The organism is Haloglycomyces albus DSM 45210 (assembly GCF_000527155.1).
GTDB lineage: Bacteria > Actinomycetota > Actinomycetes > Mycobacteriales > Micromonosporaceae > Haloglycomyces > Haloglycomyces albus.
Map to the genome: position 1 here is coordinate 851,264 of NZ_AZUQ01000001.1, position 24,455 is coordinate 875,718.

General features: G+C 61.4%; 21 protein-coding genes. 10 read left to right on the forward strand and 11 right to left on the reverse strand.

What is annotated here, in order from left to right; all coding sequences use genetic code 11:
• Nucleotides 1–35 precede the first annotated feature (35 nt).
• The 4 genes from HALAL_RS0103990 to mqnC all read left to right on the forward strand — a co-directional run bounded on the left by HALAL_RS0103990 (nt 36) and on the right by mqnC (nt 3,313).
• Nucleotides 36–356, forward strand: a complete 321-nt coding sequence (locus tag HALAL_RS0103990) for an HPr family phosphocarrier protein (RefSeq protein WP_025272759.1) — start codon at nt 36–38, stop codon at nt 354–356.
• A 47-nt stretch (nt 357–403) separates the two neighbouring features.
• Entirely contained in the window at nt 404–1,249 is an 846-nt protein-coding gene (locus HALAL_RS0103995; protein ID WP_035534350.1) for a menaquinone biosynthetic enzyme MqnA/MqnD family protein, read from the forward strand.
• 116 nt (nt 1,250–1,365) lie between these two features.
• Nucleotides 1,366–2,142: an FAD-binding oxidoreductase gene (locus HALAL_RS0104000; RefSeq protein WP_025272761.1), complete on the forward strand. Its 777-nt coding sequence runs from the start codon at nt 1,366–1,368 to the stop codon at nt 2,140–2,142.
• A 19-nt stretch (nt 2,143–2,161) separates the two neighbouring features.
• A complete protein-coding gene (gene mqnC, locus HALAL_RS0104005) occupies nt 2,162–3,313 on the forward strand; it encodes a cyclic dehypoxanthinyl futalosine synthase (protein WP_025272762.1) in 1,152 nt (383 codons plus the stop codon).
• Nucleotides 3,314–3,349: 36 nt separating this feature from the next.
• Here the strand turns inward: mqnC and HALAL_RS0104010 are convergent, their stop codons facing one another.
• From HALAL_RS0104010 to HALAL_RS0104020, 3 genes are all read right to left on the reverse strand, one after another.
• Complete coding sequence (locus HALAL_RS0104010; RefSeq protein WP_156937590.1) at nt 3,350–5,056, reverse strand: CDP-glycerol glycerophosphotransferase family protein; 1,707 nt, start codon at nt 5,054–5,056, stop codon at nt 3,350–3,352.
• Between the two features lie 169 nt (nt 5,057–5,225).
• Nucleotides 5,226–6,926 (reverse strand): CDP-glycerol glycerophosphotransferase family protein, encoded by a 1,701-nt coding sequence (locus HALAL_RS16490; RefSeq protein WP_025272764.1) that lies wholly within the window; start codon nt 6,924–6,926, stop codon nt 5,226–5,228.
• Between the two features lie 290 nt (nt 6,927–7,216).
• Nucleotides 7,217–8,005: an IspD/TarI family cytidylyltransferase gene (locus HALAL_RS0104020; protein ID WP_025272765.1), complete on the reverse strand. Its 789-nt coding sequence runs from the start codon at nt 8,003–8,005 to the stop codon at nt 7,217–7,219.
• Nucleotides 8,006–8,288: 283 nt separating this feature from the next.
• On the opposite strand from HALAL_RS0104020, the gene HALAL_RS0104025 reads away from it, so the two are divergent.
• On the forward strand, nt 8,289–8,981 hold the full coding sequence (locus tag HALAL_RS0104025) for a phosphocholine cytidylyltransferase family protein (RefSeq protein WP_025272766.1): 693 nt from the start codon (nt 8,289–8,291) through the stop codon (nt 8,979–8,981).
• A 130-nt stretch (nt 8,982–9,111) separates the two neighbouring features.
• On the opposite strand, the gene HALAL_RS0104035 is transcribed toward HALAL_RS0104025, so the two are convergent.
• From HALAL_RS0104035 to HALAL_RS0104050, 4 genes are all read right to left on the reverse strand, one after another.
• Entirely contained in the window at nt 9,112–10,329 is a 1,218-nt protein-coding gene (locus HALAL_RS0104035) for a fumarylacetoacetate hydrolase family protein (RefSeq protein ID WP_025272767.1), read from the reverse strand.
• Nucleotides 10,330–10,416: 87 nt separating this feature from the next.
• Complete coding sequence (locus HALAL_RS0104040; RefSeq protein WP_025272768.1) at nt 10,417–11,250, reverse strand: tetratricopeptide repeat protein; 834 nt, start codon at nt 11,248–11,250, stop codon at nt 10,417–10,419.
• A gap of 237 nt (nt 11,251–11,487) precedes the next feature.
• Entirely contained in the window at nt 11,488–11,979 is a 492-nt protein-coding gene (ispF, locus tag HALAL_RS0104045) for a 2-C-methyl-D-erythritol 2,4-cyclodiphosphate synthase (RefSeq protein ID WP_029767347.1), read from the reverse strand.
• A 108-nt stretch (nt 11,980–12,087) separates the two neighbouring features.
• Nucleotides 12,088–12,585 carry a CarD family transcriptional regulator gene (locus HALAL_RS0104050; RefSeq protein WP_025272770.1) on the reverse strand — a complete coding sequence of 166 codons (498 nt, stop codon included), beginning with the start codon at nt 12,583–12,585 and terminating at the stop codon, nt 12,088–12,090.
• Between the two features lie 270 nt (nt 12,586–12,855).
• Between HALAL_RS0104050 and HALAL_RS17330 the strand changes: the two genes are divergently transcribed.
• Nucleotides 12,856–13,725, forward strand: coding sequence for a hypothetical protein (locus HALAL_RS17330; RefSeq protein WP_025272771.1), 870 nt, complete (start codon nt 12,856–12,858; stop codon nt 13,723–13,725).
• Between the two features lie 499 nt (nt 13,726–14,224).
• On the opposite strand, the gene HALAL_RS0104065 is transcribed toward HALAL_RS17330, so the two are convergent.
• Nucleotides 14,225–14,905 carry an exonuclease domain-containing protein gene (locus tag HALAL_RS0104065; RefSeq protein WP_025272772.1) on the reverse strand — a complete coding sequence of 227 codons (681 nt, stop codon included), beginning with the start codon at nt 14,903–14,905 and terminating at the stop codon, nt 14,225–14,227.
• Between the two features lie 277 nt (nt 14,906–15,182).
• Here HALAL_RS0104065 and HALAL_RS0104070 point away from each other — a divergent pair, with 277 nt between their 5' ends.
• Together HALAL_RS0104070 and recD2 are read left to right on the forward strand one after the other, a co-directional pair.
• The gene (locus HALAL_RS0104070) at nt 15,183–16,637 is read left to right on the forward strand and encodes an alanine/glycine:cation symporter family protein (RefSeq protein ID WP_025272773.1); all 1,455 of its coding nucleotides are present in this window, start codon (nt 15,183–15,185) and stop codon (nt 16,635–16,637) included.
• Nucleotides 16,638–16,716: 79 nt separating this feature from the next.
• Complete coding sequence (gene recD2, locus HALAL_RS0104075) at nt 16,717–18,957, forward strand: SF1B family DNA helicase RecD2 (RefSeq protein ID WP_025272774.1); 2,241 nt, start codon at nt 16,717–16,719, stop codon at nt 18,955–18,957.
• Here the strand turns inward: recD2 and HALAL_RS0104080 are convergent.
• Nucleotides 18,944–20,431: a glycosyltransferase family 2 protein gene (locus HALAL_RS0104080; RefSeq protein ID WP_211240421.1), complete on the reverse strand. Its 1,488-nt coding sequence runs from the start codon at nt 20,429–20,431 to the stop codon at nt 18,944–18,946. The genes recD2 and HALAL_RS0104080 overlap by 14 nt on opposite strands.
• Before the next feature lie 400 nt (nt 20,432–20,831).
• Here HALAL_RS0104080 and HALAL_RS0104085 point away from each other — a divergent pair, with 400 nt between their 5' ends.
• Together HALAL_RS0104085 and HALAL_RS0104090 are read left to right on the forward strand one after the other, a co-directional pair.
• Nucleotides 20,832–21,674 (forward strand): ABC transporter ATP-binding protein, encoded by an 843-nt coding sequence (locus HALAL_RS0104085; protein ID WP_025272776.1) that lies wholly within the window; start codon nt 20,832–20,834, stop codon nt 21,672–21,674.
• Nucleotides 21,671–23,599 (forward strand): CDP-alcohol phosphatidyltransferase family protein, encoded by a 1,929-nt coding sequence (locus tag HALAL_RS0104090; protein ID WP_025272777.1) that lies wholly within the window; start codon nt 21,671–21,673, stop codon nt 23,597–23,599. Before HALAL_RS0104085 ends, HALAL_RS0104090 begins: the two co-directional genes overlap by 4 nt.
• Nucleotides 23,600–23,740: 141 nt before the next feature.
• On the opposite strand, the gene HALAL_RS0104095 is transcribed toward HALAL_RS0104090, so the two are convergent.
• Together HALAL_RS0104095 and HALAL_RS0104100 are read right to left on the reverse strand one after the other, a co-directional pair.
• Nucleotides 23,741–24,139 (reverse strand): type II toxin-antitoxin system VapC family toxin, encoded by a 399-nt coding sequence (locus HALAL_RS0104095; protein ID WP_025272778.1) that lies wholly within the window; start codon nt 24,137–24,139, stop codon nt 23,741–23,743.
• Nucleotides 24,136–24,390, reverse strand: coding sequence for an AbrB/MazE/SpoVT family DNA-binding domain-containing protein (locus tag HALAL_RS0104100; protein ID WP_025272779.1), 255 nt, complete (start codon nt 24,388–24,390; stop codon nt 24,136–24,138). The genes HALAL_RS0104095 and HALAL_RS0104100 overlap by 4 nt, the downstream gene beginning before the upstream one ends.
• Nucleotides 24,391–24,455 lie beyond the last annotated feature (65 nt).

Consider the following 24,455-nt stretch of genomic DNA (forward strand, 5'->3'; position numbering starts at 1 on the left):
CGGGTACCGCTTTGAGGCTGAGGAGTTGACTTCACATGCCCGAACGGCGCGTCACAGTGACGACCGAGGTGGGAATCCAGGCTCGACCGGCCACGAATTTCGTCGATACGGCCGCCGAATCCTCGGCTCCGATCTACCTTGCCAAGGGTTCGGGGGAGCCGGTCGAAGCGAAATCCATCCTGCAGGTTCTCGTTCTCGACGTACGCCAGGGAGACGAGGTCGTCATCACCGGCGACGATGAGAAAACACTGGACAAGCTCGTCGCCTTGGTGACCGGCGAACAGGGCGACGACACCGCCTCCGCCACCGACGACACCTCGCGCTCACGTGACCTTGGCGACGACGAACGCGATTAGCGCACCAGGGGGCTCTCTCTGAGCGCTACGGTCGACACGTGGAGCAGATGAAACGCCCCCGAGTGGGCCATATTGAATTCCTCAACTGTCTACCCATCTATTGGGGTCTGGCCCGAACGGGAGCCCTGGTGGACGTGGAACTGCACAAAGACACCCCTGATCGGCTGAACGAAAAGCTCGTCTCGGGCGAACTCGACGTCGGACCCATCAGCGTGGTCGAGTATCTGCGTCACCGCGATCGTCTGCGGCTCATCCCCGACATCGCCGTTGCCGCCGACGGTGCGGTTCTCTCGGTCAATCTCGTGACCAAGCGCCCCCTCGCCGAACTTCCCTCTCAGCCGGACATCGCCTTGGCCGCCACCTCCCGAACCGGGGTGGCCCTGGCTCGTCTGTTGTTGGAACAGCGGTACGACCGCCGACCTCGCTATCGGCATGCGTCTCCGGTACTCCACGAGGCCATGGACGACGTCGACGGTGCCGTGTTGATCGGAGACGAGGCCCTGCGGGTTCACCATTCTCCCGGCACGCTGCACGTCACCGACCTGGCCGCCGCGTGGAAGGAGTGGACCGGCCAGGCCATGGTCTTCGCCGTCTGGGCGGCTCGCGACGACTACGCGCAGGACAACCCGGACACCGTCGCAGGACTGCACAAGGCGTTCCGGGAATCGATCGCGATTTGCGAATCGGAGATGGAAACCGTCGTGGCCTCAGCGGCTCGCTGGGAGCCGTTCGCTCCGGAGGCACTGGCCGAGTACTTCGAACACCTCCAGTTCAACCTGAGTGACGACCATGTGAAGGGCCTGGTGGAGTTCTCACGTCGCGCGGAGGAATACACGGGAGTGAGACCATTGGAACACCCGCGGTTCATTGAACCTACGCCTGGAATGCCTTAGTGTGCTTAAGGTAAGCCTAATTTGACCGAGCCCATTGCCCACAAACAGGGGCTCGACCACCACCTCGACGATGAGCACCGGACCGGAGACGACCCCGACCGGCAGGAGAAATCAATATGAGCGTCACCATTACCAAGTCGAAGAAAAAGCGCCCCAGCTGGCACAAACTGAACGTCAGCCGGATTCGCCACCTCACAGCCGACTCGGTCGAAGTGACTCTCCACGTTCCCGAAGAGCTGCGTCCGGCGTTCGCCTTCCAGTCCGGGCAGCACCTGACCTTCCAGCGTCTGGCTCCGGACGGTACCGAGATCCGCCGCTCCTACTCCATCGCCTCCACCCCGGCCGAATTGGAACGTGACGGATCACTGCGCATGGGAATCAAATCCATCCCCACCGGTTCGTTCTCCAACTTCGCCAACCGGCAATTGACCGAAGGCGAGACTCTAGAGGTCATGCCGCCGATGGGGCATTTCACGACGGACTTCGAGAGTGGGAAACACTACGCCTCGGTCGTGGCCGGATCGGGAATCACCCCGATCATCTCCATCGCCACCACCGCGCTGGAGACGGGCGCGACGGTCACGCTGCTGTACTCCAACCGCAGCGCCGAGACGGTCATGTACGACGCCGAGCTCCGCGAACTCAAGGAGACCTTCGGCGACCGTCTACGCCTCCACCACATCCGCACCCGCGAGGAAACCGACCACCCGCTGCTGTCGGGGCGTCTCACCCCCGATCGGATGCGCGACATCTTCCGCGAAAAACTCATCGACCCCGACGGCATCGACGAATGGTTCCTCTGCGGCCCCTATGAACTCGTGCTGGGAGTCAAGGAGGTCATCGAAGAGACGCGGTCGGCAGAGATCCACACCGAGCTGTACTACGTCGATTAGCGGGGTTACCCTCGAGAGCATGGCTCACTCTGACGATATTCTCGCTCGCGCCGCCGACGGCGATCGCATCTCCGACGACGAAGCGCTTCACCTCTACACCGAGGCTCCCTTCCACGCGCTCGCGGAAGCCGCCAACCACGCACGGCAGCGCATCATCGGCGACAATATCGTCACCTACATCATCGATCGCAACATCAACTACACCAACGTGTGTACGACCGCGTGCAAGTTCTGCGCCTTCTACCGAGCCCCGAAACACTCCGAGGGCTGGACGCACGACAACGCCGAGGTACTCCGGCGCTGCGGTGAGGCCGTCGATCTCGGCGCCACCCAGGTGATGCTGCAGGGCGGCCACCACCCGGACTTCGGCGTGGAGTACTACGAGGAACTGTTCTCCACGGTCAAGGAGCACTATCCCGAACTGGTCATCCACTCCATCGGCCCCAGCGAGATCGACCACATGTCACGCGTCAGCGACATCGCCGTCGACGAGGTCATCCGGCGCATCAAAGCCGCCGGACTGGACTCGGTGGCCGGGGCCGGGGCCGAAATGCTCCCCGAACGCCCCCGCACGGCGATAGCGCCGCTCAAGGAAAGCGGTCGCCGTTGGCTGGAGATCATGGAGGTCGCCCACAACCACGGACTGCGGTCGACCGCCACCATGATGATGGGAACCGGGGAGACGGCCGCCGAGCGCATCGAACACCTCAGCCTCATCCGTGACGTCCAGGATCGGACCGGCGGTTTCCGTTCCTTTATCCCTTGGACCTATCAGCCGGAGAACAACCACCTCAAGGGACGCACTCAGGCGACGGCCCTGGAATACCTCCGTCTGCTCGCCGTCGCCCGGCTGTACTTCCACAACATCGTTCACCTGCAGTCGTCCTGGCTGACGGTCGGCAAGGCCGCCGGGCAGCTCAGCCTGCACCTCGGCGTGGACGACCTCGGATCGATCATGTTGGAGGAGAACGTCATCTCCTCCGCCGGAGCGCGGAACCAGTCCAAACTGGGCGAGCTGGTCAATCTCATCCGTACCGGGGATCGGATACCGGCGCAACGCAATACGACCTATGAGCGTCTCGCCGTGCACTGGACGCCCGAGGACGACCCGTCCGACGAGCGGGTGCGTTCGCACTACTCCACCATCGTGGCCGACCTGCAGCAGGTCTAAAGCTCTAAAGCGTCGTCGTGGGCCGCCGCATTCGGTTCACACTCCGGATTCGGCGACCCAGGCACGCTTGACCACCGGCTCTTCGTACGTTTCGCGGCAGGCTTCCACGAATCGGTCGATCAGCATTTCGGGCGGAACGTCGCTGAGGTAATACGCCCGCATCCGTTGTCGCTCTTCTGCCTTGGTGTCGTAGTGCATGAGTTCGTCGAGAACTTCGTCTATATTGGACAGATCCGACCGCAGGAGGTACGACGCTCGCGAGATGGGGAACTCATCAACGTAATCCGCACCGAAACCGCGCGGATCGGTCATGGCGAACGGTCGGCCGGAGTAGAGCCAATCCGAGGCCGTCCCGCTGATGTCGGTGATCGCGACATCAGCGGCGTTGATGCAGTCGATCAATCCCATGTCGATTTCAGCGGCGGCACCGAACCGATGGATTCGATCGCTTTTATCCTGGTCGTCGGCCAAGATCCGCTGCACCTGTGCGACCGCCCGTGAGTAGTTCGGGTTGGCTTTGGTGTACGGGTGCGAGCGAAACACGACGTTCGCATTCCGTCGCAACAACGCGGCCACGATCCGATGTGCTTGGGCCAACGACGAATAGTCGGCCTCCGAGTTCAATCCGGCCCACGTCGGGGCGTACAGAACGGTCGGCCGGCTCGATTCGCCACCGTCTCGGCTGCGACGGTCATCCGTATCGACCGCGTGCAACTGTGGACGACCGATAATGCGGAACTTGTAGTGGGGAATGTCGACGCCGTGCCTGTGGTAGCGATCGACGCCGCCTTGGCCCGCTACGAATACCCGGTCGTACATCAACGAGACCGCCGAGCGGCTGATCGCCTTGTCCGAATCACCGTGCATGAGCTGTATATGCATCCGGTCGCCGTTCTTGACCACCTGAGTGTTCTTGATGGCGTGATTGCAGTAAAAACACGCCCGTACCGAATCCAGCATCAAACGATCCAGAATCGATTGGGCCGGGGCGAAAACGATCGGCCTATCCGTTTCACGCGCGATGGCGTTGAACAGATAGGGCTCGCGGACGACTATGAGGAACGGGTCGGGAATCGCGTCGAAATAAGGCAACCACATCTTCAATTGATATTGAGAACCGGGTGTGCCCGCGAAATGGATGATGAATCGCGGCCGCAACCGCTCGACCGCCTCAACGACCTCGTAATCGACCGGATGTGGATCGTTCCGACGCCGCCACAAGCCGATAAGGCCCTGGTAGAAAGCAAAGGACACGACCAGAATCGTGATTGCCGATACGAACAGATCGATCGCGCCCTGCCATCGCCCGTCCGGGACAAAGGCGGCTACCGTGACGAGAACGAGCACGGAATTGCCCATTTTGGTGATCCTGCGACGGCTGACCCAACGACCGGATTGAGAGCGGCGCACATCGAGATTGTCGGCCTCCAAATAGCCGATGTTGAGCGCGCGACGCACGTACCCGCTCAATGCCACGAACGCAATGCACAGGAAGACCGCGACAAGCAGAATCCGGTCCGGCTCCAGCCGCCACACCTGTACCGCCACGGCCGATAGGCTCAGCAGGCGGGTGCTCATATAGGCGGCGATGTTGCGGCGGCACCGATACCAGACGAATCCCAGGACGCCCAGCGCGAGAACAAGCCCGATATAGCTGTGCGGAACCACGAGGGCGAAGGCGACGGCCACGACCGCTCCCAGGCTCACCCCCAGGCGAACCAATCGACGCAATTGAGCCTTCACGGTCACATCTCCGTTGACAGGCGACCGTGACCGCGAGCGCCCTTCCCGTCGCTCCAGAGGGTCTGTTCATGTGCCCACGGCACCGTGCCGCCACTCAACGCCGTTCCTGCCATTGCCCTCACACTCCCATTACTGGGACACACTCGACACCAAAGAATATCCTTTGATTCTAAATGCCGGCGTTGGCTGCGGTGGCATCCTTGACCACCGGCGTGGCGTAGGTTGACCGCACTGTATCCACAAAGGAGGATATGAGTTCCTCGGGTTTGATGTCGCTCAGATAATGTGAACGAATCCGTTCCCGCTGAGGTTTCTTACTGTCGGTATCGAGCAGTTCGTCGAGTACCTCTTCCAGGTTCGACAGGTCGTGCCGGAGGAGATAGGAGGCCCGTGAAATCGGGAATTCGATCTCGTACTCGTCTTCGAATCCTTGCGGGTCGGTCATGGCGAACGGTTTCGCGGAGTACAGCCAGTCGGAGGCCGTACCCGATACGTCGCTGACGGCGACGTCGGCCAGGTTGATGCACTCGGCGAGAGTCAAATCCGTTTCGGCGGCGGCACCGTATCGATGGTTTTTTCCCGTTTGAGCGGCGTCGTCCGCCAGTTTGCGTTGGATGTTGTCGCGAATGCGTCCGTAGGCCGCGTTCGATCCGGTGTAAGGGTGCGTACGGAACATGATGTCGACGTCGCGACGCAACAGGCTGTCGACGATGTCCTCGGCTTGGGACAGTGAGGAGTAGTCGACCGTGGAATTCATACCGGCCCAGGTCGGGGTGTACAGCACGACCGGGCGTTCGCCGGTGGCGCGGAACCGTTCCCCGATCTCGATCTCGTGTAGCTGCGGACGCCCGATGATGCGGAACTTGTAGTTCGGGATGTCCACGCCGTGCTGGTGATAACGATCGACTCCCGCTTGTCCCGCCACATAGACCTGGTCGTACATGAGAGCAAGAGCGGAACGGCTGATCGCCTTGTCGGAGTCACCGTGCATGAGTTGCACATGAATGCAGTCACCGTTACGGATGAGGTGAGCGTTCTTGACCGCGTGATTCGAATAAAAGCAGGCGCGGACCGTCTCGGGAAGCAATTGCTCCAATACCGCCTGGCGGGGCGCGTACACGATGGGAGTGTCGGTGATCTCGGCGGTGCCCTCCAGTAGATGGGCATCGCGAACCACGATCAAGTACGGATCGGGCACCTCGTCGAAGAACGGGAGCCACATGTTGATGTGATACTGCGAGCCCGGCATTCCCGCGAAGTGAAAGATGAATCGCGGCTGCAGCCGTTCCACCGCCTCCATGACATCCGCATCGACCACGTGGGCATCATTGCGGCGCTTAACTATTGAATCAAGGACCCGGAGGCCGATGACCCCGAGCACGGTAGCGGTGCCGGCCAACATTACGATGTCGACGCCCAGCTGCGCCCATCCGTCGGGAATAAAGGCGACCAAGACAAGCGTGGTACCCAGTGCGTTGGTTGCCTTGGTAGCGACTTTGGGAGCGGTGAGCCGCCGAAACAGTGAGCGGTGCACCTCCAAGTTGTAGGTCGCGAGGTAATCGAAGGCCAGTCCTCGCTTGATGTAGTTCCCGATGGCGAGGGTTCCGGCAAAGGCGAGAGCAGAGGCGAAATAGGCGTACCGGTCCGGTTGGATCATCCAGATGTTACCGACGACGGCCCCCACGCCCATCATGCGAGGCGCTATGAAAGCAGTAAAGTTACTAGTCGACCGGTACCAGGCAAACCCCAAAACCAGTGCCGCGAAATAGACCGCCAGAAGCGACTCGGGATATACAAAGGCACTGACGAGAGCGAGTAGCCCCAGTATATTCACCGCACTACGCAGCACTTTATTCAACTTTGCCTTCATTGACCTCAACTTTCAGGATGGACCATCGCACCGAGCCGGCGAAGTTCGCGTATTACCGGTGTCTCGCTCCCCGCGCACCGCGGCGGTGAACCGTGGGTACTGACGCAGGTACACACCAATGGATGGATCGCTTAAATCTTTCTGTATGGTACGTAAACGCGAGTGATGACCACAAATTTAGCCGATCGGTCTGTGAGTAGGCTTACGAGCGCCAATTCATGCCGCCACGACCGTACAACCCGGATGGATGTTCCGTCTCACCTCGCCACATAGGTGACAGTCATTGGCTTTCACGGATTCCGGTCCGTCACCCAATCCCGTAGCGCACCGTCCAAGTCGTCGTCTTGGCGTGGCAAGCGCAGAATCGTATCGGCCATGACCATGTCGATGGGGCGGGTGACCTTGAAGTTCGTCTCCTCCCCCGCCACCACGGAAACATCGACGTCCGGCAGATATCGGTGTACGACCGAGCAATCGTCGGTGACTTGAAAATCAGGATCGTCTCGAGCTCCGTCGAACGCCCGCGACAGAACGTCGAGACGGAACCCTTGCGGAGTCTGCACCCGCCGCAGGCGGCTGCGTTCGGGCACCGACTCCAGAATCTCCTCACCCTCGACGTCGGTCGTAGTGGTAATCATCGTGTCGGCGGCGCCAATGGCCACGTCGACCGCTGAATACGCCTCCAAACGGTCGACGACGTCACCTATCAATCGTTGCGAGACGAGAGGCCGCGCGGCATCGTGAATGAGAACTTTGCGCGCCCCGTCGTGCCGGGCGTTCAGATATCGCAAAGCGGCGGCCGTACTGTCGCTCCGATCCCGACCACCCGCAATGATCTCCGGTTTTACCGCGAGATCACTTGAACGCAACGTCCGCTCCGCCTGAGCGTGGAACTCCGCCGCCATCACCACGAGGACCTCGTCCACCATGTCGTGCTCGGCAAAGGCTCCGACGGACCGCTCCAGCAGGGTTTTCCCCGCGACCTCCATCAGCTGCTTGGGGACCTCGCCCGCGATACGCCTGCCGATCCCTCCCGCCAAGACCACCGCCGTCACCGTCGCTGGATACCGCTTGAGCATGATTGACCACCGTCCAAATGTCGTCCCGTATCGCTCGAGGTGGAGCGCGCTCGCACCGAGGCGGCACACCTCAACTCCCCGTTGTGAAACCACTCACTAAAAAGGGTCGAGCCATGCTGCATATTACCGTTTTACCTACAAATTCAACCGGAATTAACTGAGGTAATATCGTGGCACTGTAGCCGGCGCGATCCACGAACCTCGTCGACGGCCGGTGGATCGGCGTTTCCCATCGAATTGCGGCGCTATCGCAGCACATTGTTACCGGAAGTAAGGATATTACATGTCACTAAACATCGTCATTCTGGCCGCCGGGGTCGGCTCTCGCCTCGGCAAGCCACACCCCAAGTCCCTAACACAGCTCAATACCGGTGAAACCATCATGGGACGCTCACTCCGGCTACTCACGTCCCGCTTCTCCCGCGTCACTCCGCAACTCGTCGTGGGCTTCAAAAAGGAAGTCATCATGGAAGAGGTTCCGGACGTCGGATTTATTTACAACCAGAACTACGGTGACACCAATACTTCGAAATCCCTCTTGAAAGCCTTGGAAACCTTGGGTCCCGGCGGAGTTCTGTGGCTCAACGGCGACGTGGTCTTCGAACCTCAGGTTCTCGACGCCTTGCTTCCCCACATTGCCACCGACCGCTCCTTCATCAGTGTCAACACCGCGTCGGTCAGTGATGAAGAGGTGAAGTACACCCTCGGTCCCGACGGCTACATCAACCAATTGTCCAAGAAGGTGGAAAACGGCCTCGGTGAAGCGGTGGGCATCAACTACATCTCGGCCGACGACCGGATTCGCCTCACCCAGCGCCTGCAGGAAGTCGACGACCAGGACTATTTCGAGCGCGGAGTGGAACTGGCGATCGAAAAGGACGGCCTACAGTTCGAGGCCATCGACATTTCCGCCCACAGCGTGATCGAAGTCGATTTCGCCGAGGACCTCGACGACGTCAACCAGCACTTCAACTAAGTCCACGACGGGCGACTCATGTCGCGCTTCGAATCGTGCAGTTTGACCGATCCGACGTTCGCCTGAACGCCGGTTCCGACTCTCAGCGCGCGGTCGATGCATCGACCGCGATCGGAACCGGCCGGGCGTCCTACCGGCGCGCCGGTTGAATCACCGTCTCCACTTCCCCAAGAGCGATCGTCGCTCCTTGCGGACCGGGTGCCGTGGCCGTCAGACGCACCTCGTCACCGTCCTCCAGATAGATCCTGGGCTCATTGCCCACCCGGAGCGGTTCCTGACCCGCCCAGGTCATCTCCAGAAGCGTCCCGCACTGTTCGCGCACCGCGCCGGACACGGCACCGGAACCGAACAACGTTCCCGCCCGGACCGGTACGCCGTTACTCGTCAACTGGCTCATCAGCTGCGGAGGCGTCCAGTAATTGTCCCCGAACTGTGGACGCGACACCACCTGACCGTTGATTTCCAACGCCAGCTGAATGTCGTAGCCAAAGCGATCGGATTCCTTCAGGTGGCCGACGGCCTGTCCGTCCTGTGCGGGGGCCATGGAAATGGCCGCGTCCAGAGCCTCCAGCGGCGTCACCCACGCGCTCATGGAGGTGGCGAATCCCTTGGACGCCTGCGGTCCGGTGGCGATGTTCTCCTCGACGCTAAAGTCGCGGGCCGTCCAATCGTTCAAAAGGACCGCACCGAAGACATGGCCGGAAAAGTCGTCCGGGCTAAGGGTGACCCCCAGTCCCGATTCACCTCCGACGATGAACCCGACCTCGGCCTCCACATCAAGTGCCCGCGTCGGGCCGTACTGCACGACACCGGTCTGATCGCGCCGATACCCCATGGGTCGGGCCAATTCGAGCCCGGAGGGAAACACGCTGGACGCCCTTCCGCTGTAGCTCTGGGGTTGTGCCCTCCAACCGGCCGGAAGCACCTCCGCACCGCTGCGACGCAACCGCCCCATGTTCGCGGCGTGCGCTTCTGAGGAATTGAAATCCACAAAATCCGTGACCAGCAACGGCGAATGCATCGCCACCTCGGAAAGCGGATGCATCCAGGTTTCGGCGACCTCCTCCAGACTCGGCTCCGTGACCGCCTGTACCACCTGGGCACGGACCGTCTGCCACACCGACTTACCCATCATGAGGAAACGGTTGAGAGCGGGGTCTCGCAATGCCGTACAGGACGGGCAGGTTTGGCAATCGCCGGATTCTACCGCCTTGTGCAGGTCCAGAACGTAATCTCCGATTCGAGCCCCGATGTGCGGAGTCTCGTCCTCCGCGGTGGAAAAAACCCCGAGGGGAAGATTGTGGCTGTTGAACAGGCTCTCATCGGCGCCCTTTATCCAGCTGCTCATGTATTCTCGCTCCTTGTGTCAAACCTGTTGGCACTGGAATAACGAGCGAGGCAGGCGAGGGTGACTCCGGGCGGCCACCGATACGGCTCAGTTCGGGTCCTGGCGATGTTTCTGCAGAACGATGGCCCAAGCGATACCGGCGGCCAAGGCAATGATCCCGAACATGACCCGACCCCCGGTCGGAGTGGCGGTACTCAACAACGCCAATACCCCGAACACTCCGGTGATCCCGGCCAGAACCGACCGCAGGAGCGGGCCACGCAGCGGACCTCCCGAGAACAATTTCTCGCGCCACTGCGGGTCGTCCGCACTGACCTCCACCGGTCGCGACTTCCCCGATTCCTCCTCCGGGCCCCGTTTGTCACGCAGTTCCTGTGGAGTGACGGTCTCCTGATCCACATCCTGCGCCGCCTGACGAGCGCGCTTGGCCAGGTCGTCCATATCCAGACTCTCGGCCACGGCCGCGAGAGTCAGATGCGTTCGCTGTTCGTCCGGTGCCAGACGCACCGCATTCCACGCCGCGTCCAAAGCCGGTTGAGCCGCACCGGACTCCCGAACGATCAAGGCGTAATGCACATTGAGCATCCACGAATCCGGATTGGTGGTCAACAAGGTCTCGGCCGCCTGTTTCGCCTCGTCGCGGCGCTTCAGACGTGCGAGCGCGTAGCCGCGGGTGATCCAAGCACGTTCGTGCAATGGTTCAAAACTGAGGGCCGTGGACGCATAGGTCAACGCGCCCTCGGCGTCCTCCTCCGCCAACGCGAGGGACGCCGCCAAAGCGTTGGCATCGACGTGGAACGGTTCGACGGCCAGGGCGGATTCGATCTCGGTTTTCGCTTCCGGCAGTCGATCGAGGTCGTAAAAGACCTCGGCTCGTTGGGTGAATTCGTCGGCCGTCCGGCGGGTGGAATCGTCGTCCAAGGCACATCCTTATATCGGTCGAGGCCGCTCAGGCGCCGCGCGGCACGTCGCCTGGCAGAGAGCGCGGTCACGCTCAACGCCGGTGCGGGAGGCCGGTCGGCACGCGTTGCGTGGCCCCGCAACACCGAGTCGTATGACCTCCGCCCCGCTTCACGTCGTTGGCGCTCGCGACCCTGTTCACATCGTTACAAGTCGTCTATTGGGTGGGAAACGGGTCGTCACCCACGTCCGGCCAGTTTAGCGCGAGTCGGTTGTCCCGGTGGGAGGCCGGATGCCGTACAGCAGCGCGGTGGAGGTGGCGGCCACACCTTCCCCACGTCCGGTGAAACCGAGACCGTCGGTCGTGGTGGCCGACAAGCGTACCGGCGCGTGAAGTATCCCGCTCATCGCGGATTCGGCTTCATGGCGTCGCGGGGCGATTTTGGGGCGCTTGCCAATGATCTGGATGCTGACGTTGACGATGCGCCATTCCGTCTGTTCCAGTCGTCGCAGCGTTTCACGCAACAGTTCGGCACCGGTGGCATTGGCCCATTCCGGCCGAGAGGTGCCGAAATTGCTACCGAGATCACCCAGTCCTGACGCACTCAGTAGTGCGTCGCATACCGAGTGTGCGGCCACGTCTCCATCGGAGTGCCCCGCCAGCCCGGGGGAGTCGGGCCATTCCAGACAGGCGAGACGACAGGGAGCATCCACATCGAAGCGATGGACGTCACTACCGTGCCCGATCACCAGTGCGGGCGGAGGAGGGACACTCGCGCCGGCCCTTGGTGTATTCGAATCGTCGTGGATTGCGGATGCGGTCTGTTCGTCGTTCACATCCGAAACGTAGCAGTCGCCTTAGCGAATGTGAGTCTCGGCGACCAGAATCTTGTCCATGATGACTTCGGCCTTGTCTTTATCGCATTGTTCGGCGAGTGCGATTTCTCCCACGAGGATTTCGCGCGCCTTGGTCAACATGCGCTTTTCCCCGGCGGACAGGCCACGATCTTGCTCTCGACGCCAGAGGTCACGAACGACTTCGGCTATTTTCAGCGGGGAACCGGAGGCGACTTTTTCGACGTTGGCCTTGTACCGGCGCGACCAGTTTGACGGTTCTTCAGTGAAAGGCTCACGAAGTACATCGAACACTTCGGTGAGTCCATCGCTGCCGACGACCTCGCGGACGCCGACCATCTCCACATTGTTCGCGGGAACCTTAACCGTGAGATCCCCTTGCTCGACTCGTAGTACGAGATATTCCTGTTGCACGCCTTTTATGACGCGTGTTTCAACAGCCTCAATCAAAGCAGCCCCATGATGGGGATATACAACGGTTTCACCAACACTAAAACCCATAGGATTGAAACCCCTTTCGCTGTGTCTAGCCTAACACGCGGGGACGGTTGGCCCCGAACGCTGATGACAGCTGACGCCCTGTTCAAATGGTATGTGATTGATTACTCTACGGCAGAAGAGCATGTATGAACCGATGAAACCTTGAAATGAGTGATCTTCGCACGCCCGTAAAGTAGTGGTCGCCACTCCATTTTCACCAGGTTGGTTCAGGCCGACTCACGACGTCCTTTAGGCTACGGGTAGTGCCTAAATTCCAAGGAGGAACCGACGGTGGCATCCGGAAACTTCAATCGCCGTCTCATGGGACGGACGGCAGCCCTTGCGATCGCTGCTGCTGCCGGCATCGGCCTGTCAGCATGCGGAGCGGGACTCAACTCCCAAACTGAAATCAAGCAGAGTGCCGTTGCGGGCATCAACGCGGATGCCGGCCCGGTCTCCCTACGTGACTTGCAGGTCGAATTCGACTCCCCCGAGGGCTACGCGGAAGGCGACAACGCCGCACTCCGCGTGTGGCTCGGAATCGGCCCCGACTCCACCGCCACTCTTACCGACGTCACGACCGACGCGGCCGACGACGTCACGTTCGTCTCCGCCGACGCGGCCGAGCCCGAACCGGAACAACCGGAAGAGGAGCCCGCCGACGAAACCGAAGGTGAAGGCGAAGAAGACGGCGAAACGGCCGACGAAGAGCAAGGCGACGGCGAGACCGCCGACGACGCAGCCGAAAACGACGCCAACGAAGGCACCGACCAAGAGGACGCCGAGGACGGCACCCAGGAAGGTGAAGACGCCGAAGGCGACGTTGACACAACCGAAGAGGATGCCGAAGGCACCGAGGACGAACAAATCACCGGCGGTGACATTGACATCACCCTCGAGAAGAACGGTTTCGTCCGTCTCGACAAGAACAGCCTCGAAGGCGACCAAACGCCCGGCTACCTACAGCTGGAAGGCCTCAACGAATCACTGGCGTCCGGACAAGATGTGGAGGTCACCTTCACCTTCGACATCACCACCACCGACCGCGACGGTGAGACCTCCGAAAGCACCGAGACGATCACGCTCAACCTCCCGGTAGGACAGGCCACTCAACAAGAAGAAGCCGAGCACGTCGAAGCCCCGGGGATGGGTGGACATTAGGTGAGGTGACCGCTCAGCTTGCCCCAGGCACTCCATCTTTGCGCTGTGGGGGCCTCTTGCGGCCATGAGGCCGCTGCGAGTCCTCCTCGCGCAAATCTGAAGCACCTGGAACAACCTGAGCTCTTCTCCAGCTCTACCGCCGCTGCACACGCGCTTCGCGCGTTGTTAGCGGCTCGCCAGTTGGTATATCCGTGGGAACCGTGCAGTGGTTGAGCTCTTTAGGGATCACAGGCAGCACTACCGCCGTGGGACACGCGCTGCGCGCGTAGTTAGCAGCTCGCCAGTTGGCTCGTCCCTGAGGATGGAGTGACGGCAACGCTCTATAGGGATCACAGGCAGCACTACCGCTTCTGCGTTCCGCAGGAAACTCGCTGGCTTTATGGCGCATGTTCAGTTCTGATGGCTGTTGATCACGTAACTTGATTTCTTGGACCCCGGCTTAGGCCGGGGTCCAATTTTGTGTTTGTGGAGCTGACACCGTTGGACGGGTCGCGCTGTTTTAGAGCGCCAGCGGCCACCGGCGATCGATATCGGCGTCACGGCCCTTCGACCGCAGCCAGGCTTCGAAGCGTTCTTTATCCGCCGCATACCATTCCTTCTGCGCCGCACACAGTTCCGCCGCGTCCATAGCGGCCAGATCCGCGAACCGTTCTCCCAGAATCCGTGCCAATGCCACCGAAGCACGGGCATCGGCCAACGCGGAATGGGCGTCGGACAGTTCGACGCGGTAATGGGCGGCGACGATGTCGAGCTTGCGCTTTCCCTTTCGGAAACGATCCATTTGCTTATCAAGCACGAGCGGATCGACGATGAGGAGGCGCTCCAGATCCACATCGGTGATGCCATGACGTTCGAACTCGTAGTACATCAGGGTGAGGTCGAACGGCGCGTTGTAGATCACGACGGGAATTCGCTCCTCGATCGCCGTTCTCAAGTGGGCGGCGACCTCTTCCAGAGCGGCCTTGGGATCGATTCCTTCGGCCTTTACCTTGTCATCGCTGATTCCGTGGACGGCCACCGCACCGGGGTCGATGGGGACCTGAGGATTGATCAACCAGTCGTGGTCCTTCTTCTCGGTGACGATTCCGGCCTGTATGACGCGATCTTTTTTCGGTACGACGCCGGTGGTCTCAGTGTCGAAACCCATCAACGGCCCTTGGTACCAAGCATTCTCAGACATGCCACTGACTGTAACGTCATGGTGTGTCAAACCGCTCGAACGGTGGCGTTGTCGCGTGGCCCGGCGTCGAGACCGAGCGGCGAAAGTACTATGATGGGGGCCACTTATAGGACCGATGATGCGACCCGCACGGCACGGGCCGCCCTGAATCGTCGGTCGCGTCCGTGCCCGCTGTCGCGTTGGCCAACCCAACGCAACCACCCCAGGAGAATCCGTGAATTTCCTAGACGAATTTGGCTCCAAGCTGGAAGAGTGGGTCAATTCCGCCACGGCCCCGATTGAGGGGGTCGTGAGCGCCACCAGCACTTTTGTATGGGGACCTTTTCTTCTGATCCCGCTCTTGCTTGGTGCCGGTATTATTTTGACCAGCGCCTTGGGCGGAATTCAGTTCCGCCGACTCGGTTACGGTCTCTGGCTGGCGTTCTTCAAACGCCACGAAGCCCGTGACACCGAAGGCGACATCAGCCACTATCAAGCCCTGTCGGTGGCCCTGGCCGCCACGGTCGGTGTGGGGAACATCGGTGGTGTGGCCGCCGCGTTCACCCTCGGCGGACCGGGTGCGCTGTTCTGGATGTGGATCACCGGTCTGCTCGGTATGGCCACCAAATACTCGGAAGCGCTGCTCGGTGTCAAGTACCGCACTGTCAATGAGCACGGGGAGCAATCCGGTGGACCGCAGCAATACTTGACTCGCGGCCTCGCCGACATCACCTACCTGTCCGAACCGGTCAAGAAACGCATCGGTGCGATTCTCGGCCTGTCCTTCGCCGTCTTCGGCGTTGTCGCCTCGTTCGGTATCGGTAACGCCCTCCAATCGGGCAACGTGTCGTCCGCTATCACCGGACAGTGGGAAGGCGTTGACAACAGCCTGGTCGGAATCATCATGATGGTCGTCGCCGGTTTGGTGATTCTGGGCGGTATCAAATGGATCGGACGTGTCACGTCCTTGTTCGTACCGTTCATGATCGTCCTGTACATCGCCGGAACACTGGCGGTCCTGATATTGAACATCGATCAACTCGGCGCGGCTCTCAATTCGATCTTCTCCGACGCCTTCACCGGCTCGTCGGCGGTCGGCGGGTTCGTCGGTGCCGGTATCATCACCGTGGTCCGCGCGGGTGTCGCCCGAGGGATCTTCTCCAACGAGTCCGGCCTCGGTACCGGCGGTATCGCGGCCGCAGCCGCCAAGACCGACGCCGCGCCACGCCAGGCCATGGTGTCCATGACGCAGACGTTCATCGACACCATCATCGTGGTCACCCTGACCGGCTTGACCATCGCCGTCACCGGCGTGCTGGGCACGGAACGGGTCAACGACGACGGCGAAACGGTCATGGTCGAAGGAGCCGACCTCACCCGTCTAGCCTTCGAGGAAGGCCTCTCCGGCTGGGGCGACGCCGGTGGTCTGATCGTCGCTCTGGCGGTGGTGCTGTTCGCCATGTCCACCATCTTCGGTTGGTCCTACTACGGGGAAAAGTGCCTGGAGCGCTTTGCCGGTGACCGCTTCAAACTTCTCTACCGCACGCTGTTCGTGCTAGTGGTGTTCGTGGGTGCCGTCACCAGCCTCGACGTCCTCTGGGGCATCTCCGACGTCTTCAACGGCCTCATGGCCATTCCGAACCTGATCGGACTGATCATGCTGACGCCCATCCTGCGGAAGGAGACCTCCAAGTTCTTCTCCAACCGCGATTGGCGTCTGCTGCCCACCGACGCACTGGAAAAGAACGGTTAGTTCCTCAGACGGAGTCACGCGCTAGACGGCGGGGCGAACGGGAGAGAATCCTGTCCGCCCCGCCGTTTAGACTGACACCATGACCGATGCGGGTGGGCACCACCAATCACAGCACCCCGGGCGCACGCTCGAGGTCGTCCTCGAACGCATTACCTTCGCCTCCGAAGAAACCGGCTACACCATCGCCCGGGCCTCACAGGGTCGGTCGAGCGAACTCATCACCATTGTGGGCCCGCTTTTGGGAGCCCAGATCGGAGAAAGCCTGGTGGTGACCGGACGCTGGACCGTTCACGCCAAATACGGGCGGCAATTCGAAGTCTGGTCATACCGCACCGTTCTGCCCGCCACGGTCCAGGGCATTGAGAAGTATCTGGGGAGTGGGTTGATAAAAGGTGTCGGCCCCAAGACGGCCGAAAAGATCGTGGGCCATTTCGGCCCCGACACACTGGACGTCATCGACACCGATCCCGACCGGCTGATCGAGGTTCCCAGCCTGGGCCCCAAACGCACCGCCACCATCACCGCCGCGTGGGAAGAGCAGCGGGCCATCAAAGAGGTGATGGTTTTCCTCCAGTCGGTGGACGTGTCCACCTCACTGGCGGTCAAGATCTACAAAAAGTACGAAGACGCCGCCATCGGCGTGGTCAAGAACGAGCCGTATCGACTGGCCAACGACGTGTGGGGCATCGGGTTCAAAACCGCCGACTCGATCGCCCAGGCGGTCGGCATCGCCCACGACTCCCCCGAACGCATCAAAGCCGCCCTGCAATACAGCCTGTCTCAAGCGACCGACGGTGGACACTGTTTCCTTCCGGAACCGAATCTCATCTCCGATACGGCCGCGATGCTGGAACTCGATACCGAATTGGTGGACAAGGCGCTCGAAGAACTGATCGCGGAAGACGAGTACGTGAAAGCCGACGACATCCCCTCGGCAGACGACTCCACGGTCCCGGCCCGCTATCTCACCCCGTTCTACCACGCCGAAGGTGGGTTGGCCCGCACCGTCGCACAGCTCCTGTCGGAGAAGGCCGACCGCATGTCGACGTTCCAGTCGGTGGACTGGGACCGGGCCCTGGATTGGCTGCGTCGTCAGACGGGCGCGGATTTGGCCGAACAGCAACGCGAAGCAGTCAGGCTGGCGTTGACGAGTAAGTTCGCCGTTCTGACCGGTGGCCCGGGCTGTGGGAAGAGCTTTACCGTTTCGTCGATCGTGGCCTTGGCGCGAGCAAAGAAGGCGAAGGTCATGTTGACCGCGCCCACCGGGCGCGCCGCCAAACGGCTTGCGGAGCTGACCGGTCACGAGGCGACGACGGTGCACCGCTTGTTGTCGCTACGTCCGGGTGGAGACGCCGCCTATGATCGGGACAATCCCCTGGACGTCGATCTTCTCGTGGTGGACGAATCATCCATGTTGGACACTATTTTGGCCAATAAGCTGGTGAAGGCCGTCCCTCCGGGGGCTCACGTTCTATTCGTCGGCGACGTGGATCAGCTGCCCTCGGTGGGTGCAGGTGAGGTTCTCCGAGACCTGTTGGCGGCGAATGATATTCCGCGCGTACGCCTGACCGAGGTGTTCCGTCAGGCCGCTGAATCGGGTGTCGTGGCCGGAGCGCACCAGGTCAATCACGGGCAGGAACCGGACGTCAAAGGCTACGACGACTTCTTCTTTTTCTCGTGCGAGGACAAGGAGATTCTGCCGGAGAAGGTGGTGGAGATCGTGGCACAGCGTATCCCGCAGCGTTTCGGCCTGCACCCCACGCGCGACGTCCAGGTGCTCACGCCGATGCATCGGGGCCCCTCCGGAGCGGGAAATCTCAATCGCCTCCTGCAGGAGACCCTCACCCCGGCGCGGGAGGGACAACCTGAGAAGCAGTACGGCGGTCGGATCTATCGCTCTGGTGACAAGGTCATTCAACTGCGCAATAACTACGACAAGGGCGCCAACGGCGTCTTCAACGGGACGGTCGGCAGGGTGATCGACATCGATACCGTCGCGCAGGCGGCCACGATCCGCACCGATGAGGACGAAGAGGTGGGGTACGACTTCTCCGAATTGGACGAGCTCACCCACGCCTACGCCATCACCGTGCACCGCAGCCAAGGCAGCGAGTATCCCGCCGTGGTCGTTCCCATGACCACCTCCGCCTACACCATGTTGCGGCGCAACCTCCTCTACACCGCGATCACTCGCGCCAAGCGTCTGGTGGTGTTGGTGGGTTCCAAGCGCGCCATGATGATCGCGGTGAAGTCAAAGGGAACCGGAAAGCGCCACACCGGCCTGACGGCCCGGCTGGAACGCAGTTTCAGCGACCTCTGAGGCGGTTCAGGTTTCGTTTCAACCAGCGGCGTTGGCGAGCGCTGAACAGGCGACGTATCGCTCGGCGTGGGAGGGAGTCGTGGCCTCCGGCGTTGGGGTCGAAGACCGTGGGGCAGAGGTTGAAGTCCGAGGTGTAGATATTGGCGTGTCCCCACACTCGATTCACCTCGGAGTCCAGGTCGTGCGGCTCGTATTGGCGTGCGCGGGCGAACGCCGCCTGTCGTTCCATCCTGACCTGTACGGCACCTCCGGTGGTGAGGAGCCCGAGGCGGTCGGCTTCCATGCGTTCGAAGAGGAATCGGATGCTGTCGAGTCCGGTGCGTCCTTCGTGCCAGTGGAGGCGGAAGGGGACGGCGGGGTCGACGTCGGGTTCGGTCCGGCCGAGTACGACGCGGGGTTCGGCGGCGTAGAGTTCGCGCACCAGGGGCCAGTGGCCGCCTTTGGCGTCGAGTACTTTTCCGCGTGGGGTGTCGGTGGCCTCGGCGGGGTTGATCAGGTGGACGCGGATGTCCGGCACGCTTCCGCCGAGAAGTGGGGCGAGGAGCTTATCCACCTGGGAGATTTTCATGTTATCCCGGTATTCCACGATGACGTCGACCAATGGGACCCGCCAGTTTCGTGCCGGTGCCAGGCGACGTTGCCGGTAGAGGGGGATGCGTTGGGTGAGAAAGGGGAGGCGTTGTTGTTGCCCTGCCTTGCGGGCGGTTTTCATCTGTCCCATTCCCAAGTGCCAGGATGAGGAGTTCGATTCGGGTATGAACACCGCTCCGGCCTGATTCAGGCGGTATCCGAATTCGGTGTCGGAGCCGAGTTTCATATCGCCGTCGAAGCCGCCGACGTCGTTGTAGAGCGTGCGGGGCAGTGATCCGGTCGCTCCGGTGAAGACGCGGAAGAGGTCGGAGGTTCCATACCGCAGGTCGTCGTGGTCGGAGATATAGCCTTCGATCCAGTGCGGTTCGGACATGGCCGTGTCGAACAGTTCGTTCGCTTTCCCGGAGGAGACGGCGTCGGTGACCTGTTGCGCCTCAAACGTTCCGGGTTTCCAGTCCACGAACCGTTTGTGGCCGAGTACGACGAGGTTGTCGGCGGCGTGGTGGTAGCGCATGTGGGCGGAGACGTGGTCGTGGAACACGAGCATGTCGGCGTCGAGACGCAGGACGATGTCGCCCTCGGCCCGCCGTACTCCGCTGTTGACGGCGTGGGCCGAACCCCAGTTGGCGTCGTCGGACAGGATGATCGTGGTGTTGGCCGGGTGGGGCCGTGACAGTTCCAGCGCGGGATCGCTGTGGTCGTCCACGACTATGACTTCGGTCAAGTCCTCGGGGTAGTCCTGTGCGGCGAGCGCGGCCAGGACGATATCTAGTTTCTCTTGACCACCGTATGCGGGGATGACAATCGACACAGTGAGGTGCGGGGTCCACGTGGCGGTGTCGGGGGGACGCAGCACGCTCCAGTCGTTGCGTCGGATTCGCACGGGGTTGTGTGCCGGGTTTGGCCGCCAATGGGGCGCTTGGGACGAAGACACATTGTGAGTCATGGTGTCAGCGAGCTTATCGGAATCGAATGCCCGGCATGGCTCGGGGCAAAGAATTTCGTCAACATAATTGCAGCTCACAATCCTGATAAGACCCTGGAAAGCCTAGCTTTTCCGGTAATTGGCGTAATATTCACATTACTGTCAGGTTTGTCCCGGGCCAAGTGCGTCGTCACCCGGTGTCGGAAGAGGCTTCCCGTTCCCCCGGGACTGCCAGCTGGGCTTCATCCGGGTTAAACTTGCCCACGAGGCCGCATGGCAGGGTCGCGGGTGGTGCCGTACCGCGCGTCGCGGGCCTCACCATGTATTTTCAAGCTACATCGTCATCTGGGAGGACGTCGTGATAGAGCCCATAATTCAGGCTCGCGACCTCGGTATTTGTTTCCCGAAGGGTTCAAAGAAAAAGGGTCGGCTGAAGGATCTGTTCGTCCGGCGTTCCAAGAACAAAGAAGGCAGCGCCAGCCAGGACTTCTGGCCGCTGCGCCACGTTAACTTCGACATCTTCCCCGGTGACGCGGTCGGTGTCATCGGATCGAACGGCACAGGAAAATCCACCCTGCTTCGCTTGATCACCGGCGTGTTGATTCCCGACGAGGGTTATGTCCGTCGGGAGGGGCGAGTGGCACCGCTCATCGCTCTCTCGGCCGGTTTCAGCGGTGACCTGACGGGCCGCGAGAACGTTAACCTGGTGGGCTCGTTGCACGGCATGTCGCGCAAGGAGATCAATGCCAGGTTCGACGACATCATTGAGTTCGCCGAGCTGGAAGACTTCGTCGACACTCCGGTCAAGCACTATTCCTCGGGTATGAAGGTTCGGCTCGGTTTTGCCGTCATCACCCAGCTGCCGCACCCCATTCTGTTGGTCGACGAGGCGTTGGCCGTAGGCGACCGGGCCTTTAAGGAAAAGTGCCACGGAGTGATTCAGGACCTGCTGGCCGAGGGCCGCACGCTGGTGTTCGTCTCCCACTCCGCCGGTGACCTCAAGCGTTACTGCAACCGCGGCCTCTTCCTCGACAAGGGCGAAGTGATCGTCGACAGTGATGTGGAGGAAGCTCTGACGGCGTACAACAAGGTCATCGATAAGAAGACCGCCGCGCGGAAGAAGAAAAAGAAAAAGCAGCAGCAGGCCGCCACCCCGGAAGCGGCGACAGCAGAGGCGTCATCGGTCAAGGCGGCCCAGTGACAACAGCGGTCGTCATTGACAACGATTCACCACTGTTCGCCGACGGCACCCCTCTCCGCACTCGTCTGGAAGAACAGCTCACCGAGGCCGGAGTCGACCGCATCGTGCACTCCGACGGTTCATGGGACGAGCTGGTATCCCTGGCCGAATCCGGCTCCGGGCATATGTACTTTGTGGACAGTCATCTGGTGGCCAGCCAGACGACTGTCAATACGGTCGTGGCCGATTCGTCACGACGGTCGGGGCTGCTGGTCGGCTCCGACCCCACCGACGGCCCCACGGTCGTCGTCGACCGAGGCCTGATCGTCCAAGAAGGACCGTCTGCGTCGTTCTACGCGGGACTCGTCAAACTGTCCAGCGCACATCGCGACGCCATGCACGGACACTGGGGACAACCCGGCGAACAACGCAATACCGTGCTCGCCCTGACCGAGGCACTGGCTCGCCAGGCCATCCCCGTCACCGCCTACCGCAGCGCGGGACTCCCCTATCTTTTGGCCACCGACCCACAACAGGCCGGCTCCACCCGCGAAAAAGCCGACGCGGTCGACCTCCGGCAATGGCGGCTGCGTAACGCGGTGAAAGCCGACGACGACATCTTCGCCACCTACACGGTCAGCTCCTGGTCGCCATGGTTGGTCAAACTAGCCGAACGTCTACGGCTCAAACCCACCACCATCACCTGGTGGTCCATCGCCTTCGCCGTAGCGGCCGCCGGAATCTTCGCGGCGGGATTCTCACCCTGGTACATCGCCGGTGCGGGATTGATGTACTTCAGCTTCGTCTTCGACTGCGTCGACGGGCAACTGGCACGTTTCACCCAGCAGTTCTCCTCCTTCGGCGGCTGGCTGGACATGATGGCCGACCGCACCAAGGAATACGTGATCTATGCCGGTCTCGCCGTCGGAGCCGCACAGAGCGGCGAATCGGCATGGTGGATCGCGCTTCTGGCCTTGGTGGTGCAGACCGTGCGCCACACCGCCGACACCTGGTACGCCGTACAGCTGGATACCGCTGTCGCCGAACGGGCACGCAACTTCGCCCGAGGAGAAGGCACACGCCTGAGTTCCGGAGCCGGATCAGCGCTCGGAGCCAAACTTGAGGCGGCGTCGAACAACGTCATCAGCGCCCACCGCTCGTTCCTCTACTGGGTCAAGCGCACGATCGTGGCCGGAGTCGGCGACCGTTGGGCGGTATTGGCCGTCGTCGCCGTGATCTGGGGACCGCAAATAGGACTGAGCGTCCTACTGGGCTGGCAACTGTTCGCGCTCGCCTACACCAGCGCGGGCCGACTGGTCCGTACCCTGGCCGCTCGCGCCGCAGCGTTGGACCGCTCCGACCGGGACACCCACCGCGACGACGGACTCTTGCTGATCATCGGCGGTCGCCTGTGGCCCTTGGGGACCGTGGCGCTCGGCGTCATCGCCGCCGCCATTGCCGTCGTACTGGCACTGGTGCTACCCACACAGCAGCAGTGGATCACCTTGGCCGTCGGTACCGTCGCCGTCGTGATCGGACTGGCGGGAGCCCGAGCCGCACACGTGCAGCTGTTCGACTGGTGGATACCGGCCGGATTGCGTGCCTTGGAGTTCGGAGTCATCGCCGCAGCCGGAATCGCCGCCGACGTCCCGCTCTGGGCCATTTACACGCTCATCGCCGTCATCGCCCTGTACTTCTACGACCTCGCAGCAGGGCTGGACAAAGCCGCCTCACCGGTGGACAACCGGAGTCTGGGGCTGGGGTGGCCGGTGCGTGCCGTCGCCATCCTCGCAATTACGGCAGTGGCGCTCGCCTTTGACGCTGCGGGTATCGCGACCGTGGTGTTCGTATTCCTCGCCGTCTACATGGCCAGTGTGTTCATTGGAGCCGTGCTCAGTGGAATGCGCAGCGCGAACAAGGCGAAAGAACCAGAGTTGGTTGTCTAGAGCGTTTGAGGGTTCCTCGACCTGAGCAGCGGGAACCCGGACAGTCCGCGAGGATTCCGCGCCATTCGGGCTCACCGCTTGGCGGGGAATCCTCCGGTTTTAGCCGTGGTGAGGAAGTCGAAGTTGCCATGCCTCGATACCTCAATCGCCGATCAAACGCATTCCCGCCCGATTTGCGGCACGTCGATCAAACGTCACGGTACATCCCACTCCCGCACGCAGCCCGATCCCAGCGATAAGCGCATCGGCGAGGTCCGAGCCTTGACGCTCGGCCGACCGGAGCCCGGCGAAGAAGACGTCAGGTTGTTCAACCTCTATTTCAGTGGATTCAGCGAGGTCGCGGAGCGCCTCGAGCGTGTCTGAAACAGGAAGTCGATAAACGCGGGAAAGGACCCAATACAACTCAACAGTTGTTATTAGGGTTACAAAACCCGGATTCTCCGCTGAAAGGGAGTCGATGACCTCCTCGGCAATCTCAGCCTGCTTGACGTCGTCACGAACGATATAGCGCGCTAGAACATTGGTGTCGAGACCAATCACTCTATATCTCCCATCCCGTCAGACGCGGCTTGAGCGATCGCTTCGTTCATTTCTTCAATGGAGACCGCGGGACCGGACCGGGAAAACCGTCCTTTCAATTCTCGAATCGACTTCTCAGCAGGCATCAATTCATACGTACCGTGGTCAGTAGCAACGAACCTGACGACCGATCCATCATGCAAACCCATAGCACGACGGATTGCCGCAGGTACTGTGACCTGTCCCTTACTTGTCACCTTCGCAATCGACATATCCTTCTCCTCATTCTCCTTACCTTATTGTAAGGAGAATTGGAAAGTGTGTCAATCAGACCGCT

Bases quoted from the DNA above. Each gene is read 5' to 3' on its own strand.
- HALAL_RS0103990 (WP_025272759.1), top strand. From the start codon at position 36: ATGCCCGAACGGCGCGTCACAGTGACGACCGAGGTGGGAATCCAGGCT.
- HALAL_RS0103995 (WP_035534350.1), top strand. From the start codon at position 404: ATGAAACGCCCCCGAGTGGGCCATATTGAATTCCTCAACTGTCTACCC.
- HALAL_RS0104000 (WP_025272761.1), top strand. From the start codon at position 1,366: ATGAGCGTCACCATTACCAAGTCGAAGAAAAAGCGCCCCAGCTGGCAC.
- mqnC (WP_025272762.1), top strand. From the start codon at position 2,162: ATGGCTCACTCTGACGATATTCTCGCTCGCGCCGCCGACGGCGATCGC.
- HALAL_RS16490 (WP_025272764.1), bottom strand. From the start codon at position 6,926: ATGAAGGCAAAGTTGAATAAAGTGCTGCGTAGTGCGGTGAATATACTG.
- HALAL_RS0104020 (WP_025272765.1), bottom strand. From the start codon at position 8,005: ATGCTCAAGCGGTATCCAGCGACGGTGACGGCGGTGGTCTTGGCGGGA.
- HALAL_RS0104025 (WP_025272766.1), top strand. From the start codon at position 8,289: ATGTCACTAAACATCGTCATTCTGGCCGCCGGGGTCGGCTCTCGCCTC.
- HALAL_RS0104035 (WP_025272767.1), bottom strand. From the start codon at position 10,329: ATGAGCAGCTGGATAAAGGGCGCCGATGAGAGCCTGTTCAACAGCCAC.
- HALAL_RS0104050 (WP_025272770.1), bottom strand. From the start codon at position 12,585: ATGGGTTTTAGTGTTGGTGAAACCGTTGTATATCCCCATCATGGGGCT.
- HALAL_RS0104065 (WP_025272772.1), bottom strand. From the start codon at position 14,905: ATGTCTGAGAATGCTTGGTACCAAGGGCCGTTGATGGGTTTCGACACT.
- recD2 (WP_025272774.1), top strand. From the start codon at position 16,717: ATGACCGATGCGGGTGGGCACCACCAATCACAGCACCCCGGGCGCACG.
- HALAL_RS0104100 (WP_025272779.1), bottom strand. From the start codon at position 24,390: ATGTCGATTGCGAAGGTGACAAGTAAGGGACAGGTCACAGTACCTGCG.